The sequence below is a fragment of the Rhizobacter sp. genome (genome assembly GCA_019635355.1).
In the GTDB taxonomy this organism is placed as follows: domain Bacteria; phylum Pseudomonadota; class Gammaproteobacteria; order Burkholderiales; family Burkholderiaceae_C; genus Rhizobacter.
On the sequence record JAHBZQ010000001.1, the window covers coordinates 2,090,611 to 2,107,172 of the forward strand.

At 69.8% G+C, this 16,562-nt stretch carries 15 protein-coding genes; 7 read left to right on the forward strand and 8 right to left on the reverse strand.

The window, feature by feature from the left end:
* Positions 1–10 precede the first annotated feature (10 nt).
* From KF892_09300 to KF892_09315, 4 genes are all read left to right on the forward strand, one after another.
* A complete protein-coding gene (locus KF892_09300) occupies positions 11–970 on the forward strand; it encodes a homoserine kinase (protein ID MBX3625195.1) in 960 nt (319 codons plus the stop codon).
* A gap of 10 nt (positions 971–980) precedes the next feature.
* Positions 981–1,775, forward strand: a complete 795-nt coding sequence (locus KF892_09305; protein ID MBX3625196.1) for a hypothetical protein — start codon at positions 981–983, stop codon at positions 1,773–1,775.
* Positions 1,772–2,521, forward strand: coding sequence for an SDR family oxidoreductase (locus KF892_09310; protein ID MBX3625197.1), 750 nt, complete (start codon positions 1,772–1,774; stop codon positions 2,519–2,521). Before KF892_09305 ends, KF892_09310 begins: the two co-directional genes overlap by 4 nt.
* Positions 2,522–2,614: 93 nt before the next feature.
* Positions 2,615–3,844, forward strand: coding sequence for a glycosyltransferase family 1 protein (locus KF892_09315; GenBank protein ID MBX3625198.1), 1,230 nt, complete (start codon positions 2,615–2,617; stop codon positions 3,842–3,844).
* A gap of 12 nt (positions 3,845–3,856) precedes the next feature.
* Here the strand turns inward: KF892_09315 and KF892_09320 are convergent, their stop codons facing one another.
* The gene (locus tag KF892_09320; GenBank protein MBX3625199.1) at positions 3,857–4,777 is read right to left on the reverse strand and encodes a LysR family transcriptional regulator; all 921 of its coding nucleotides are present in this window, start codon (positions 4,775–4,777) and stop codon (positions 3,857–3,859) included.
* A gap of 107 nt (positions 4,778–4,884) precedes the next feature.
* On the opposite strand from KF892_09320, the gene panB reads away from it, so the two are divergent.
* Positions 4,885–5,739, forward strand: coding sequence for a 3-methyl-2-oxobutanoate hydroxymethyltransferase (gene panB, locus KF892_09325; protein MBX3625200.1), 855 nt, complete (start codon positions 4,885–4,887; stop codon positions 5,737–5,739).
* On the opposite strand, the gene KF892_09330 is transcribed toward panB, so the two are convergent.
* On the reverse strand, positions 5,714–7,144 hold the full coding sequence (locus tag KF892_09330) for an FAD-dependent oxidoreductase (protein ID MBX3625201.1): 1,431 nt from the start codon (positions 7,142–7,144) through the stop codon (positions 5,714–5,716). The genes panB and KF892_09330 overlap by 26 nt on opposite strands.
* A gap of 85 nt (positions 7,145–7,229) precedes the next feature.
* On the reverse strand, positions 7,230–9,446 hold the full coding sequence (locus KF892_09335; GenBank protein ID MBX3625202.1) for a PhoX family phosphatase: 2,217 nt from the start codon (positions 9,444–9,446) through the stop codon (positions 7,230–7,232).
* A gap of 202 nt (positions 9,447–9,648) precedes the next feature.
* Here KF892_09335 and KF892_09340 point away from each other — a divergent pair, with 202 nt between their 5' ends.
* Positions 9,649–10,347, forward strand: coding sequence for a mobilization protein (locus KF892_09340; GenBank protein ID MBX3625203.1), 699 nt, complete (start codon positions 9,649–9,651; stop codon positions 10,345–10,347).
* A 196-nt stretch (positions 10,348–10,543) separates the two neighbouring features.
* Positions 10,544–11,704, forward strand: a complete 1,161-nt coding sequence (locus KF892_09345; protein MBX3625204.1) for an ABC transporter substrate-binding protein — start codon at positions 10,544–10,546, stop codon at positions 11,702–11,704.
* A 5-nt stretch (positions 11,705–11,709) separates the two neighbouring features.
* Here the strand turns inward: KF892_09345 and KF892_09350 are convergent, their stop codons facing one another.
* The 5 genes from KF892_09350 to KF892_09370 all read right to left on the reverse strand — a co-directional run bounded on the left by KF892_09350 (position 11,710) and on the right by KF892_09370 (position 16,549).
* Positions 11,710–12,282, reverse strand: coding sequence for a DUF2894 domain-containing protein (locus KF892_09350; GenBank protein MBX3625205.1), 573 nt, complete (start codon positions 12,280–12,282; stop codon positions 11,710–11,712).
* A complete protein-coding gene (locus tag KF892_09355; protein MBX3625206.1) occupies positions 12,279–12,962 on the reverse strand; it encodes an OmpA family protein in 684 nt (227 codons plus the stop codon). The genes KF892_09350 and KF892_09355 overlap by 4 nt, the downstream gene beginning before the upstream one ends.
* On the reverse strand, positions 12,959–14,821 hold the full coding sequence (locus KF892_09360) for a DUF802 domain-containing protein (GenBank protein ID MBX3625207.1): 1,863 nt from the start codon (positions 14,819–14,821) through the stop codon (positions 12,959–12,961). The genes KF892_09355 and KF892_09360 overlap by 4 nt, the downstream gene beginning before the upstream one ends.
* Positions 14,818–15,489: a DUF3348 family protein gene (locus KF892_09365; GenBank protein MBX3625208.1), complete on the reverse strand. Its 672-nt coding sequence runs from the start codon at positions 15,487–15,489 to the stop codon at positions 14,818–14,820. The genes KF892_09360 and KF892_09365 overlap by 4 nt, the downstream gene beginning before the upstream one ends.
* Before the next feature lie 115 nt (positions 15,490–15,604).
* On the reverse strand, positions 15,605–16,549 hold the full coding sequence (locus tag KF892_09370; protein ID MBX3625209.1) for a LysR family transcriptional regulator: 945 nt from the start codon (positions 16,547–16,549) through the stop codon (positions 15,605–15,607).
* Positions 16,550–16,562: the final 13 nt, after the last annotated feature.

The following is a 16,562-nucleotide window of genomic DNA, read 5'->3' on the forward strand; positions in this document are numbered from 1 at the left end:
TGATCGAGCGATGGCCGTCTTCACCGAAGTCCCCCACGACGCCGCAGCAGCGCTCATCCACCGCCTGGGCATCGGCGAACTCACCGCCCTCAAAGGCATCGCCTCGGGCATCGAGAACACCAACTACTTCGCCGACACGACCACCGGCCGCTATGTGCTCACGCTCTTCGAGCGCCTGAGCCACGAGCAGCTGCCCTTCTACCTGCACCTGATGAAGCACCTCGCCCAACACGGCGTGCCGGTGCCCGACCCGCAGGCCGACGAGACCGGCGAGATCCTGCACACGCTGTGCGGCAAGCCGGCCGCCGTGGTCAACCGCCTGGAGGGCAGCCACCAGCTCGCCCCTGACATCAGCCACTGCGAAAGCGTGGGCGCGATGCTCGCGCGCATGCACCTGGCCGGCGCCGACTACCCGCGCCACCAGCCCAATCTGCGCGGCCTGGCGTGGTGGGCCGAGACCATTCCCGTGGTCGTGCCGCACCTCACGCCCGAGCAGCGCACGCTGATCGAAAGCGAGCTGGCCTACCAGCAGCAGGTGGCCGCGTCGGCCGCTTATGAAGCGCTGCCCAAGGGCCCGATCCACGCCGATCTCTTCCGCGACAACGTGATGTTCGTCGGCCACCAGCTCACCGGCTTCTTCGACTTCTACTTCGCCGGGGTCGACACCTTCCTCTTCGACGTGGCGGTGTGCCTCAACGACTGGTGCACCGACCTGGAAAGCGGCCGTCTCGTGGAAGAGCGCGCCCTCGCCTTCGTCGGCGCCTACGACGCGGTGCGCCCGCTGAACTCGAGCGAGCGCCGCCTGATGCCCGCGCTGCTGCGGGCCGCCGCGCTGCGCTTCTGGGTCTCGCGCCTGTGGGACTTCCACCTGCCGCGCGACGCCTCCATGCTCAAGCCGCACGACCCCACGCATTTCGAGCGTGTGTTGAGCCATCGCGTCGCCGAGCCGTGGCATCCGGCCATCGTCTGAGGGTGGCGCGATGAAACTCCACACCGTTCCCGCCAGCCGCGGCGCCCAGTGGGTGCTGCAGGGCCTGCGCGCCTTCGCCTCGCGGCCCATGCTCTACCTGAGCCTCATCGGCATGTGGATGCTGCTCGCGGTGGTGGTGCAGATCATTCCGCTGATCGGCACCATCGTCATGTGGGCTGCGCTGCCGCTCGTCACCCTCGGCTTCATGCTCACCACGCAGCAGGTGCTGCAAGGTGCCCCACCCAACCTGCAGGCCTTCGTGCAGCCGCTGCGCGGCGACCCACGCCGCCGGCGCACGCTGTGGCAGCTGGGCGCCATCTACGCGCTCGTGATGGTGGTGGTGATCGGCGGCTTCGCGCTCATCGTCGGCAACGACGTGGCCCTGCCCACACCTCCGCCGCCCGGGTCGAATGCACCCCCTCCCACGCTCGACCCCCGCCTGCAAAGCGGCCTCCTGTGGATGGCCGCTGCCACCGTGCTGCTGAGCATTCCGTTCTGGTTTGCACCTGCGCTCGTGCACTGGGGCGGCCACTCGGCCGGCCAATCGCTGTTCTCGAGCGTGGTCGCGGTGTGGCGCAACAAGGGCGCCTTCATCGTCTACAGCCTCACCAACGCGGCCGCCGTCGTGGTGGTGGCACTGGCCGCCTCGCTGCTCGTCGGCCTGCTCGGCGTGGCCAGCCAGCAGACGGCGATGGCCCTGCTGGTGCCGATCGCCTTCGTGATGATGGCCGTGTTCTACGCCTCGCTGTACTTCACCTACGCCGACTGCTTCGGCGCGCCCACCGCAGAGGAGCCCACCGCATGAAGAAGATCGCCCTCGTCACAGGCGCCGGCACCGGCATCGGCAAGGCCTCGGCGCTGGCGCTGCTGCGCGCCGGCTACGGCGTGGTGCTGGCGGGCCGGCGTGCCGAGCTACTGGAGAAGGCCATCGCGGACGCAGGCGACCTCGGCCGCGACGCACTCGCCGTGCCCACCAACGTGGCCGACCCGGCCTCGGTCAAGGCCTTGTTCGCCGCGGCCTTCGCGCGCTTCGGCCGCCTCGACGTGCTCTTCAACAACGCCGGCAGCGGCACCCCGCCCATGCCGCTCGAAGACCTGAGCTACGAGCAGTGGAAGAACACGGTCGACGTCAACCTCACAGGCGCCTTCCTCTGCACGCAAGAGGCCTTCAAGATCATGAAGGCGCAAGACCCGCGCGGTGGCCGCATCATCAACAACGGCTCGATCTCGGCGCACGCACCGCGCCCCTTCACCGCACCCTACACCGCCACCAAGCACGCGATCACCGGCCTCACCAAATCGACCTCGCTCGACGGCCGTGCGTATGACATCGCCTGCGGCCAGATCGACATCGGCAACGCCGCCACCGAGATGACCGAGCGCATGGCGCGCGGCATCCTGCAGCCCAACGGGCAGATGATGGTCGAGCCCCGCATGGACGTGCAGCTCGTGGCCGACGCGGTGGTGCACATGGCTTCGTTACCTCTCGAAGCAAATGTGCAGTTCATGACGATCATGGCCACCAAGATGCCCTACGTCGGCCGCGGCTGAAAACGCCTGCGCCGTGAGAACCGGCACGCGCTTGCACGGGCGTGCTCAGAACTGACTATTCCCTCCCGACGTGCTGACGCCTAGAGTGAGCGTATGCGCGTTCTCTTCTGCGCCACCCCCGGCGAAGGCCATGTGCGGGCCCTGCTCCCGCTGCTGCAGGCCCTGCATGCACGCGGCCACGGCGTGGCCTGGGCGGGGGCGGCCGAAACCCACGCTCTCGTGCCGCCGCATCTGCCAGTGCCCTGCTTCGACGTGGGGCCGGGCTGGCAGTCGGCGCGGTTTCGCCTCTTCGGCCGCTGGCCCGAGCTGTCGGCCGCGCGCGGCACCGACGCCGCCTCCCGCATCTTCCCCAAGCTCTACGGCGCGGTGATCGCCACGCGGATGCTGGCCCCGCTGCAGGCTGCGCTGAACGCTTTCAAGCCCGAGCTCGTGATCGGCGAAAACGCCGCGCTTGCCGTGCCGCTGGCCGCACAGGCGGCCGGTGTGCCGCACGTCACGCAGGGCGTCGGCATGCCGCTGCCCGCGCACCGGGTGCAAGAGGCCGTGGCCCATCTGACGAGCCACTGGCTGCGCCTCACCGGCGCGCCGCCGCCGCCCGATGGCGGCCTGTACCGGCACCTCTACCTCGACATCTGCCCGCCCAGCCTGCAACCCGAGCCGCTGCCGGCCGAGCTGCCTGCGCATTCGCTGCAGCCGATCGACACGACGGCCACGGCACCCGTGGCGCTGGAGCGCCTGGTGCCGCGTGCACTCGCCGCGCAGCGCGAGTTGCCGCTCGTCTACCTCACCCTGGGCACCATGCTCAACCGGCCCGAGCTGCTGCGCACGGTGCTGGCCGCGCTTTCGGGCTTGCCGCTGCGCGTGGTGGTCGCCACCGGCCCCGACGTCGAACCCGCGCAGCTGCAGCCCCTGCCGGCCACGGTGCACGCGCAGCACCATGTGCCGCAGGCCGAGCTGCTGCCGCACTGCCAGCTCGTCATCTCGCACGGCGGCGCCGGCACGGTGTACGCGGCCGCGGCCCACGGCCTGCCGCAGCTCGCGCTGCCGCAGATGGCCGACCAGTTCGTCAGCACCGCTGCGCTCGCCCACAGCCACGCCGGCCGGGTGCTGCTCGGCGCCGAGCAGAACCTCTACGCCATCCGCCACGCGGTGCAGGAGTTGCTGAGCGAGCCACGCTTCCGCCAGACCGCCGAGCGGCTGGCCCACGAGATCGCGCAGATGCCGAGCACCGACGAAGTGGCGCAGCAACTCGAACGCTGGATCGAGCACGGCCAGCCCGTGCCGCTGCCGGCGCGGCGCAGCGGCTTCAAGCTGCCGGCGTAGTCGGGCCAGAGATCAGGCCAGAGAGAAGCCGTCGACCGACTTCGCCATGCGCCCCAGCGACTGATCCATCAGCGTCGCGAAGTCGCGCGCCGCGGGCGACAGGTGCTGCCAGTGGCGGAAGGCCCAGCCGATCGACACCGCCGGCAGGTCGACGATCGGGATCGCCTTCACCGTGCCTGTCTTCGCGAAGTTGTGCGCATGCACCGCCGGCACGATGGCGTGGCCCAGGCCCAGCTCGACGAAGACCTTCGCGGTGTCGAAATCGTCGAACACGATCTCGGCCTTGAGCTCGAGACCACGCTCCTGCGCGGCCTGCTCGATGGCGCTCTGGTGCGTGGTGCCGCCCGACAGCCCCAGGTAGCGGATGCCGGCGAGATCGGCCACGCGCAGCCTGCGCTTGGCCGCGAACGCATCGTCGTTCGCCGCCAGCAGGAAGAGCTGCTGCTGCGCCACCGTGCGCACGCGGATCCCCCGCGCTGGCTCGCCGATGGTGATGAAGCCGAGGTCAGCCTGCGCGAGCCGCAGGATCTCGAAGCAGCGTTTGGTCGAGCCCGCGGGCAGGAAGCGCAGGTTCACGCCCGGGTGTTTCTTCCGGAATTTCACGATCGCATCCATCATGAAATGCCGCACCGTGGTGCCGCCCGTCGTGATGCTCAAGCTCGCCGACTCACCGTGCTGCAGCGCGCGGATGCGCTGAAGGCCAACCTCGATGGCATCGAGCCCTTCGAGCGCGAAGTCTTTCAGCACCCGGCCCGCCGCGGTGGGCGCCACACCCCGCGCATGGCGCTCGAAGAGCTTCACGCCCAGCTCGGCTTCGAGCCGCGCGATGTGCTGGCTCACCGCCGACTGCGTGCGCTTCAGGTCGCGCGCGAGAGAGCTCAAGCTGCCCGCTTCGCAGGCGGCGACGAGGATGCGCAGGTCTTCGAGGGTCATGGCGAGCCATTAGCAGTAGCTAAGAAGATTGCGGCAAATCTTAGCGTTGACTGCCATCTCGCCGGGTGGCAAGGTGCGCCCCGTCTCCACTCCGTCCCCCTCGACACATGAAGACGATCCGACTCAGCACCCGCGACATCGTCGCGATGAAGGCCCGTGGCGAACGGGTGGCCGCCCTCACCTGCTACGACTACACCGGCGCCCAGATGCTCGACGCCGCCGGCGTGCCGCTGCTGCTGGTGGGCGACACGCTGGGCATGGTGGTGCAAGGCGAAGACACCACGCTGCCAGTCACGCTCGACCAGATCATCTACCACGCGCGGCTGGTGGTGCGCGGCACGCAGCGCGCGCTCGTGATCGGCGACATGCCCTTCATGAGTTACCAGGCCTCGGCCGACGATGCCGTGCGCAACGCCGGCCGGCTGATGGCCGAAGGCCGCGTGGGCGCGGTGAAGGTGGAAGGCGGCGCCGAGATCGCGCCGCTGGTGAAGCGCATGGTCAAGAGCGGCATCCCGGTGTGCGGGCACCTGGGCTTCACGCCGCAGTCGGTGCACTCGCTCGGCGGTGCACGCGTGCAGGCCAAGGAGCCCACGGCCGCGGTGTCACTGCTCGAAGACGCGCTCGCGCTTCAGGAGGCCGGCGCCTTCGCGGTGGTGCTGGAGCTGGTGCCGGCCACCGTGGCCGAAGAGGTCTCGAAGCGCCTCAACATCCCCACCATCGGCATCGGCTCGGGGCCACGCTGCGATGGCGAGATCCAGGTCTTCCACGATGTGTTCGGCCTCTACACCGACTTCCAGCCGCGCCACACGCGCCGCTACCTCAACGTGGCGCAGGACATCGCAGCCGCGGCCAAGCGCTACGTGGCCGACGTGGGGGCGCGGCAGTTCCCGGGGCCGGAGCAGACCTCCGACCTCACGCCTGCGTCGAAAGACAGCTTCAAGTCGCTGCTGGCGCCGCACTGAGCGGGCGCAGCAGCACCCCTTGCGCGAGAAGTGCCTGCTGCAAGGCGGGCACGCTCACGTCTCGCGGCGGCACGCCCTGCTGCACCGCCAGCGCCGCGGCCACCCCCGCGGCCTGGCCGGTGACCCAGCACTGCGGGATCTCGCGCATGAAGCCATGCGAGGCGGGGTCGCACGACACGTGCCGGCCGCACGCGAGCAGGCCGTCGAGCGCCTGCGGCACCAGCGCGCCATAGGGGATGGAAATGCTCGGGAACTTGGGCGACACCGAGGGCGAGAGGCCGATCTCATCGGCCCGCGCCGTGCCGTCGGCCCAACGCGCACGCAGCACACTGTCGACGCCCTTGAGGCGCCGCGCGTGCCGCACGCCGATCTGCGGCGCGCCTTGCAACAGATAAGCGTTCTCGAAACCCGGCGCGTGCGCGCGGTAGTGCTGCAGGTGCTGCTCCATCGCACGCCGCGAGCGCACCTCCACCGCGGTGAGGTCGTCGACGTCGAGTGCCGAGTAGCCCGACTGCCGCGGGCCGAGGAAGAGCGCGATGTCGTCGCGCCACGACACGAAGGGTTTGTCGAAGAGGCCACAGGCCTCGCGCCCGCTCTGCATGAAGCCCGCGTAGCGCTCGGGCTCGCCGGTGCGGAAGGCGATCCAGCGCTGCATATCGACACCGCCGAAGAGCCAGGCGGTGTTCATGCAGTGGTGGATGTCGTCGGCCTCGATGTCGTTGTCGAACGCCGCACCGGCGCGCGCGAAGAGGTCGCCGTCGCCGGTGGCGTCGACCACCACGTCGGCGAGCACGGCCATGCGACCTTCCTTGCTCTCGAAGCTCACGCCACGCACGCGCTTGTCTTCCACGATCGGATCGGCCGCCCACGCGTGGTACACGAGCTTCACGCCTCGCTCGATCAAGAGCTCCTGCGACACGCTCTTGAGCCGCTCCGGGTCGAGCGTGGGTGACCAGGTGACGATGCCGTGAAACGCCGCCGTGCGCGGCGCCCAATGTGCGGCACGTGCGGCCTCGGCCGAGCCCCATTCCTCGCGCGGGGGCCCGGCCACCGCATCGGCCGGCAAACGCGCGAACACCTCTTCCGCAAACCCGCGGATCACGGGCGTGCCGGCCCAGTCGGTCATGCGGTCGATCCAGATCACGAGGCCGCCGGTCGAGAGCCCGCCGAGGTGGTTGTAGCGCTCGAGCAGCACCACGTCGGCGCCTTGCCGCGCCGCACTCGCGGCCGCCGCGGTGCCCGACGGGCCACCGCCCACCACCAGCACCTGGCAGCGGCGGTAGACGGGCAATCGGCGTGCCGCTTCGGTCACGTGGCCCAGGTCGGCGCGGGTCTCGCGCGTGCTGCTGCGAGCAAAGACCTCGGAGACCATGATGCGTTCGTCGGTGGGGGTGCGTTCGGCCATGCAGCGAATCTACCGCGCCATAAAAAAGGCCGCGGGAAACCCGCGGCCAAACGCTCTCATGCTCTTGGTTCGTTCGGCGGGGATCTCAGTTCCCCACGCGCCCTCCATCGTTCTTGGTGATCGCAAGCGTGGCCGAGCGCGGGCGGGCCATGGCACCGCCGGCACCGTAGCCCGCATTGCCAGGCCAGTGGCTCGGGTACAGCGCCGGGTTGGCGATGTTGGCCACCGTGCCCAGGTCTTCGCCCGGGTGCTGGATGTTGACGAACAAGGTCTTGCCGTCGGGCGTTTCGGCGCAGCCGGTCAGCTCGCAGTCGACCGGGCCGACGAGGAATCGCTTCAGCGTGGTCGCGGTCGGCGCACGGCCCACACGCGTCTGGATGCTGAGCGTGGTGGTGTCGGCACGCGTGTAGTTGAGCGTGGCCACCGTGCCATCGCCCACGCGGCCCGGCACGCCAGCCAGCATCATGCAGTTGGTGACGTCGGTGTAGGCGCCATCGTCGGTCTGGATCCAGCAGATGCCGGTGTTCTTGCTGAACCACAGGCCGTCGGGGCTGGAGAAGTCCTGGTCGGCGGTGAGCGACGACAGGTTGATCTGCGTGGCGTTGCTGCCGGCTTCCGCGCCGAAGAGGTACACGTCCCAGGTGAAGGTGGTGGCGGCACTGCTGCCGCCCGCCTCGGCCATGCGGATGATGTGGCCGTTGACGTTGCCCGATTGCGTGGCAGCCCCCTTGGTGTCGGTGTACGCACGCGGGTTGGCGGCATCCACCGCAAACTGCGAGCCGCTCGCGGGTTCGACACGGCGGTTGCTGTTGTTGGTCAGCGTGTAGTAGATCTCGCCGGTGGTCGGGTGCACGGCACACCACTCGGGGCGGTCCATCTTCGTCGCACCCACGGCATCGGCCGCAAGGCGCGCATTCACCAGCACGTCGGCCTGGTCAGCAAAGGCGTAGGTGGCGTAGCCGGCGATGGCCGCGTTGGCGATGTTGAGCTCGATCCAGGTGCCGGTGCCGTCGGCGTTGAAGCGGGCGACGTAGAGCTTGCCGCTGTCGAGGTACTTGTCGCCGGTGGCGATGCGGTTGGCGCTGTTGGCGTCGGCTGCCTCCCAGTTCGCGGTGGAGACGAACTTGTAGATGTACTCACCACGCGAGTCGTCGCCCATGTAGACGGCGAGCGGCTGGCCGGCGCGCTGCAGGCCGAAGGACGCGCTCTCGTGCGCGAAGCGGCCGAGGGCGGTGCGCTTCTTGATGGCGGCGGTCTTGTCGTAGGGGTCGATCTCGACGATGTAGCCGAAGGTGTTGAGTTCGTTGCGGTAGTCGTCGGTGCCGTCGGTGCTGGTGCCGGTCTTGCTGATGTTCCAGCGGGCGTAGCGGTCGGCGGCGCCGGCCGTTTCCCAGCCGTGGCGGCTGGCGGCGCCTTGCGCACGGCCGTAGCGGTTGAGCGAGACCACGCTCTTGTCGGCGCGGGCGGCGTCGTCGCCGGCGGCGCGGGTGAAGTAGCCGGCCCAGTTTTCCTCGCCGGTGAGGAAGCTTCCCCACGGCGTGATGCCGGTGCCGCAGTTGTTGATCGTGCCGCGCGCGGCGGTGCCGGTGGTGGAGTAGGTCGTGCGGACCAGTGCGTTGCCACGCGCCGGGCCGGCGATCTGCACCGGGGTGAGCGGCGTCACGCGGAAGTTGTAGGCCGAGTTCTGCGCGTAGGCCCACTGGCCGTTGGTCTTGCGCACCTCGACCACCGAGATGCCGTGCACGGCCACTTCCTTGTCGGCCTCGGCCGGGGGGCGCGGGTTCAGCGTGCCGCCGTTGGCGTGCAGGTAGTAGGAGCGCACGTCGCGGTTGCTGGTGGCCTCGTGGTTGACAGCGAGCAGGCCACGCTCGGAGCCGTTCACATCGCGGCGGGTGCCGTCGGCCGAGAGGCCGAAGTACTCCATGCCATCGTGGTGGTCGCCGGCGCGGTTGTCGAAGTCGGTGTCGGTGCCGTCGTTGCGGTAGGCCGGCGTGGTGGCGGTGAGCGGGTCGCCCAGCGCGTAGATGATGCTGGCGGTGTAGCCCGCGGGCACGGTCACCGTGTCGGCCAGGCTCTTGGGCACGGCGGTGAAGCCGAGCGAGGTGATGGCCGCCGGCGCAGCGGGTGCGTCGTCGTCGCCGCCACCGCAGGCGGCCAGGCTCCAGCTGCCGAGCACGGCCGTGGCGGCGGTGCCCACGCCGCCGCGCAGCAGGCTGCGGCGGCTCAGGCGTGCGTCGAGCACGGTCATGAAGCTCGGGTTGGCGCTCGTGTTCAGGTCGGCGTCGTCGGCGTGGGTGGCCATCAGTTGGCCTTCATAGGGTTTGTTCAAGGAGTCCTCGCAGGATGGATGAGCGATGCAGGGCCCCGCTCGTGGCGGGCGCCGGCAGCTTAGGAAGCGGCCATGAAGGGTGCGTGACGTTTGCGTGACAGCTTCGTGACCCGAAGGGATTGCGGAGATACTCGCCCCCATCCAGGGCCTTCAGCTTCGACAGGAGATCGACTCGATGAGCAACATCCACTTCATCGGTGGCGAAAAAGGCGGCGTCGGCAAATCGCTGCTGGCCCGCACGCTGGCGCAGTACATGATCGACAAGCAGCTGCCCTTCCTCGGCTTCGACACCGACCGCTCGCACGGCGCGCTGATGCGCTTCTACGCGGGCTACGCCTCGCCCGTGGTGGTGGACCGCTACGAAGCGCTCGACTCGATCGTCGAGGCCACCGTCGACCAGCCGCAGCGCCGCATCCTCGTCGACCTGGCCGCGCAGACGCACGAGCCGCTGGTGAAGTGGATGGACGACTCCGGCGTGCTGAACCTCGTCGACGAGATGGGCTCGAGCATCCACTACTGGCATGTGATGGACACCGGCAAGGACTCGGTCGACCTGCTCAAGCGCCTGCTCGACCGCTTCGGCCCAGCGCTCAAATACGTGCTGGTGCGCAACCACGTGCGCGGCAGCGACTTCAGCGTGCTCGAACAATCGGGCGAGCAGTCGCGCGCCATGTCGCTCGGCGCGCAGGTGGTCACGATGCGCAAGCTGCACGACACCGTCATCAACAAGATCGACGCCACCAGCAGCAGCTTCTGGAAGGCCAAGACGCCGCAGGAGAGCGAAGGCCCCAACGGCCTGGGCCTGATGGAGCGGCAGCGCTTGAAGATGTGGATGCGCGACATCTACCGCGAGCTCGACGAGATCGAGGTCTGACGAAAACTGCACGCCCGTCTCTAAGGTGGGCACCCAACGACGGCTGTCGCTGGCCTGCGACGAACCGCGCTGAAACCCGGCTTTCGTGTGCAGAGCATCACGCTGCGCGGGGCGCGCCCGCGTGCGAATGCCGCGCGAGCCGACCTAGACTCCGGCGCACCAAGGCGGCGCGTGCTGCGCCCGAGGAGTCTTTCAAATGCGCAAGGTTCAACGGTTCGTTTCTTCTTTCGTGGCTCCGCTCGCCGCAGCGGCGCTCAGCCTCGGCAGTTTCGCGGCCCACGCGGCCAACGAGGTGGTCATCGGCCAGGTGGTGCCGCTCACCGGCGTGATCGCCGGCACCGGCGACGAATACTCGGCTGGCGCCGCCGCCTACTTCGCGAGCGTCAACGCCAAGGGCGGCGTCTACGGCCGCAAGATCCGCGTGGTGCAGAAGGACGACGCCTACAAGCCCGACGCGACCGTCGCCGCCACGAAGGAGATCCTGGAAAAGGACAACCCCGTGGCCCTCTTCGGCTATGTGGGCACGGCCAACATCGCCGCGCTGAACAAGAACAACATCCTCACCGACAACAAGATCGCCCTGCTCGCGCCCTACACCGGCGCCGAGGAGCTGCGCGTGCCGGTGAATCCCAACCTCTTCCACATCCGCGCCAGCTACCCCGACGAGACGGCCAAGATGGTGGAGCACCTCTACACGCTCGGCCTGCGCAAGTTCGCGGTCTTCTACCAGAACGACGGCTTCGGCAAGGGCGGCCTGATCGGCGCCGAGCGCGCGCTGGAGAAGCTCAAGCTCAAGGCCGTGGCCACCGGCAACTACGACCGCACCAAGCCCGACGACATCGACGCCGCCGCCAAGGCCATCGGCGACGCCCAGCCCGACGCGGTGATCATGGTCGCGGTGAACAAGGCCTCGTCGGCGCTCATCAAGAAGCTGCGCGACTCGGGCAACCGCGCGCGCCTCTTCAGCATCTCGGTGGTGAACTTCAAGGAGCTCCTGAAGAACACCGGCGACGAACTCGCCCGCGGCGTTGGCATCTCGCAGGTGATGCCCTTCCCCTACAACATGGCCTCGCCGGTGCCGGTGGTGCGTGAGTTCCACGCCGCGATGAAGCAGTACCAGCCGACGAAGACCGTCTCCTACGCCAGCATGGAAGGCTTCATCGCCGCCAAGGTGCTGGTCGAGGCGGTGAAACGCTCACGCGCCGACCCGAGCCGCGAGCGCATCCTGCAAAACCTCGCCGACATGCGCGACTTCGACACCGGCGGCTTCAAGGTCAACTTCGGCGGCGACAACCGCGTGGGCTCACGCTTCGTCGAAGTCACCGTGATCGGCAGCGGCGGCCGGCTGCTGCGCTGACACGCTCACTTCGCCCGCGATCTCGCAGCGCGCGGCGTGAGATCGCCGCCGCCGCTGGTCTGCTCCATCCACTGCAGGGCATCGACGTGGGTCATGAACGCGTCGAGGTAGGCCGGCGACAGCTCATGCAGGGTCTGCAGCGCGCGGCTCACGATGCGGGCCGAGTGCAAGGGCCCCGCCTGCGCCGGCACCTGGGCCAGGGCCTGGTGTAGCCGCTGCTCCACGCGCAGCCTCGACCAGGTCCCCTGGAAGGTGACGACCGACTTGAGCGGCGGTGGCGCGGCCAGGCGTGCGGGCCTTGTCGGCGCGTCAGCCGCATGGCGGTTGAGCATCGCGACGAGCTGCGACAGGCCCACCTGCGCGTCTCCCCGGGCTTGCATTTGCGCCCCCGCTGCCCGCACCGGCGGCTCGCTCATCAACGCCTCGACGCGCGCCATCAACTGCCGGCGGGCCTCGCCCTCCTGCTGCGCCGCACGACAGGCCATCGCCTCCAGCACGCGGTGCCGCACCGGCGCCATCTGGGCACGCGCCGATTCGACGCGCGCGAGCAACTCGGCGGCGCCGTCGGTGGAATTCACTTCTTCGCTCCAAGGTTCTTCGCTTCGATTGGTGCCTCTTTCGGTGCCGGCATCGGCGCAATCTCCACCCGCCGGTTCAGCGCACGCCCGGCCGCCTCCTGGTTCGAGGCCACCGGCCGCTGCGAGCCGAAGGCCGCGGCGAACACCGACTTCGAGGGCACACCGGCCTCGATCAAGGCGCGTGTCACGGTCAGCGCGCGCTGGGCCGACAGTTCCCAGTTGTCGGCGAACTTCGCGCGCGAGGTGTCGCGCATCTGGCGGTCGTCGGTGAAGCCACTGACCATCAGCACCTCGTCGCGCGCCGCGAGGTAGGTGGCCAGCGGGGCGGCCAGGCTTTGCAGCAGCTGTCGGCCTTCGGGCTGCAGCTCGTCGGAGTTGAAGGCGAACAGCACGCTGCCACTGATGGCGATGCGGCCCTCGGCCAGGCTCACGCGGCCGGCCGCCAGCGGAATGGCCAAGGCGCGCTCCAGGGCCTCGCGGCGCTGCTGCTCGGCCTGGCGCTGCGCCACTTCGCTCTTCAGGCGCTCGGCGAGGTCAAGCTGCGTCGCCATCACGAACACGAGGATCAACACGAAGGCGCCCAACAGGCCCGCCATGAGGTCGCCGAAGACGGCCCAGACGGTGGCCGTCGAGCCACCTTCGATGTCATCGCTCTCGTGGGTTTCGTCGGACGCCGTCATGCTGCGTCGGCCTCGGCGGTGGTGTCCTGCACGGCACGGCCCACCCGCCGCAGGTCTTCGACGATCTTCTGGTGCGAGCCGAGTGTGAGATCGACGATCTCGCGCGCCTGCGCCACGTAGTAGGCGAGCTGCTCGTCGCTGCGCGCGAGGCTCTGGCCCAGCGCGCCTTCGACCCGTTCCAGCTGCGCCATCAGCCGCTCGCTGGAGCGGCTGAAGAGATCCACCGCCGTGCCGAAGCCTTCGCCCAGGCTCGCCACCTCGGCCGCACCGACGGTGACCTGCGCCGCCACCTGCTCCAGCGTGCGCGACTCGGCGGCCACGGTCTCATGGAAACGCGCCCCCACGCGGTCGATCACGTCGGTCGTGCCCGACACCAGCGCATCGATCGCGGCACGCTGCTCGGTGCTCGCGTGATTCACCGCATCGAGCAGCCCCGAGAGGGTGGCGAGCAGTCGGTTGCGCTCCTCCAAGGCGGCGTTGTCGCGCACCAGGCTGTCGCTGAGGGCGCCGCGCAGCTCGCCGATGACCTCGGCGGCCGCACGCGGCGCTTCGGCGGCCGATTGCACGAGGCGGCTGATCTCGTCGAGGGTGGCGCGTGCGTGTGCTTCGGCCTGAGCGGTGATGGCCTGGGCGGTGGATTGGAGCGTCGAGCAGATCTGCTGCTGGCGTGCGGCCAGCGCCTGCTCGCTGCGCTCGGCCTGCGCGGCCTGCGCCTCGCCCACCGCCTCGAGCAGCGAGGCGGCATGGCGCTCGAACGCTTGCTGGGTGGCCGACCAGCCGCTGCGGGTGTGCTCCACCAGGGCGACGTGGTCGTCGCGTTGCTGCGCCAGGGCCGTGCCCCAGGCAGCAGCCCAACGGGTGGTGCTGTCGTCGAGGCGCGAAGCCACCTTCTCTACCAGCGCATCGGTGCGCTCGGCCAAGGCGTCGCGCAGCACGCCGGCTTCGCGCGCCAGCCCGGCCATGGTGGCCTGCACCGCCGGCTCGATGGCCGCACTGGCCACGCGGGCGCTGTCGGCGAGGCTCGTCCGCAGCGATTGATCCACCGAGGCGGCCAGGTCTTGGTAGGCACGCTGGGCGTCTTGCTGGAACTTCGCCTGGCTGTCGAGCAGGCGCTCGTGCAAGACCTCGCCCTGCTTCGCCATCTGCGCCACCAGGCCTTGCAGTTGTGCCACCACCGCCGGCATCACCTCGGCCTGGGCACGCAGCAGGCGCAGCGATTCGTCGCGCTGCCGCGCTTCCTGGTGCGCCCGCGTGTGACCATGAAGCGGGCCGGCGATCTGCGCGTCGAGCTGCTGCACGCAGCGCACACGCTCGCGCTTCACGAGCGTCGACATGAGGCCCAGCATGGCCGACGCAGCAACGCCCGCCACCGAGCAGCCGAACGCCAGGCCGAGACCTTGCACGGGGGCTGCCAGCGAAGCACGAATCGCATCCACGTCGGTCGCATGCTCGAGCGCGAGGCCGGTCCCCTTCAGCGTGACCACCATGCCGAGAAAGGTGCCGAGCATGCCGAGCAGCACGAGGAAGCCCGAGAGATACGGCGTGAGCGACGGCCCCGGTAGCGCGGCACGGCCACCTTCTATGCGCAGGCGCACGCTCGCGTGCAGGCTCGGGTGGAGCGTCGCCAGCCATTCGGGCAGCGACGCCGGTGCCTGCGACGCTGCAGCTTGCACGGCGCGGCCCAGGCTGTCGGTGGCTTGCTGGAAGCGATGCAGCTCGAGCGCCCCCAACAGGTAGAAGAGCCCGATCAGCAACACCAGCGAAAACGCCAGCAGGTGCCCCGGCAGGTAACCCGCGCCCACCCAGGCCACGGCGACCAGGCCGGCCAGGAAAGCGGTGTGAGGGAGGAATCGATTCATGGTGTTGGCGGTACGGGGTGCAGGCTGTCCAGCAGGCCCTGCGCCGGCATCAGCCGGTGCGAGAGTTCAGCCAGGAGGACGCGTTCCATGTCTTGCCGGAAGGCGTCTGGCCAGCGGGTGTCGTCAGTGTCTCGGGCGGCACGGGCCATCCGATCGAAGTGGGATTGAAGGCGCAGGGGCACGAGGCCCAGCAGCGTGCGCTCCTGCGCGCTCAGGGCTTGGTCCATCACGGCGTCGATCGCGGCCAGCTTGGCGAACGCGGGCGAGCGCCGCGACAGCGCGTCGCGCAAGCGCTGCCGCAACGCGGCGATCGCGTTGTGCATCGCTTGCTGCTGCGCGTGGCAGTGGCGGCGGTAGGGGCTGAAGTCGGCCGGGCTCGCTGCATCGTCGTCGGGCCCCTTGGCGATGGACGCTGCCAGGGCCGCACGCACGCGGTGAAAGTCCGCCTCCTCGTGGCCGGTGGCGCCAGATGCGGGGGCTGCGTCACCACCGCCCAGGTCGGTGCTCAGTGCGGTGGACAACGCCACGGCGCCAGTCCAGCCCAGCCAGCGGCCCAGGCCCTCGGCAAAGGCCGGTGCGGCGTGTGGGGGAGGCGTCTCGGCCAGGCGGGCCAGGAGGCGGGTGAGCTCCGAACCGGCCACGCCCGCGGGGGAAGACCCGTGCTGCATGAAAGCCTGTCGAAGTGTCTCGGGTGCCTTGGGTGGCATGGGAAAACGGGGGGCGCAGTTTACTACGCAGCCCCCGCCGGGTCGGCACCAAGACCCTCTGCTGTGCTGACGCGTGTCAGCGCTCGTCGATCCCCAGCATCGCGCGGTGTGCGCGCTGCCGCAACGGGCCATGCCGGACGCGGGCCGGCAGGGTCTCCACACACTCGCGCAGCCAGCGGTGGGCCGGGTCGGCGTCCAGGCGGGGGTGCCACGCCTGCACCACCTGTTCGGGCGGCACCACCACGGGCAACTTGAACACCACGAGGCCGAGCGCGGCCGCCACGGTGTGGGCGATGCGGTCGGGCACGCTGGCCACCAGATCGGAGATGCCGGCGGCCATCATCGCGCCGTAGGTGCTGGGCACCGTGAGCAGCACCCGCCGCGCCACACCGGCCTCGCCGAGCAGGCGGTCGAGCGGCGTCAGCGTGCGCTCCCGCCGGGCCACGGCCACATGCGCCTCGGCGGCAAAGCGCTTCAGCGTCACGCGCCCGGCCAGCAGCGCATGGCCTTTGCGTGCCACCCCGACCAGTTGCTGCTCATAGAGCGGTGAGCTCAGCACCTCGGGCCCACGGTCGTGGGCGGCGCCGATCTCGAGGTCGACACGGCCCTCGCGCAGGGCCATGGCATCGCTGTCGCTCTCGGCCACGAAGCGCAGGCTGGCCAGTGGCACCCGCTGCTGCACCATCGCGAGCATCGTCGCGCCGTAGACGATGCCGGCGCCTTCGGGTGCACGGATCACGAACTCGCGCGGCGTCTGCGCAACACGCGCCTCAGTCCCCGGCTGCATCAACTCGGACGCCTCGGCCACCAGCCGGCGCACCGGCTCACGCAGCGCCACCGCGCGCGGCGTGGGCATCAGCTTGCGGCCGGCGCGCACCAGCAGCGGGTCGCCCAGAGCCTCGCGCAAGCGGGCCAGGGCATGGCTCATCGCCGGGGCGCTCAGGTGCATGCGCTCGGCCGCGGCGCTCACGCTGCCGGTGGTGAGCAGGGCATCGAGCGCGGTCAGCAGGTTGAGGTCGATGGATTTCATCTTG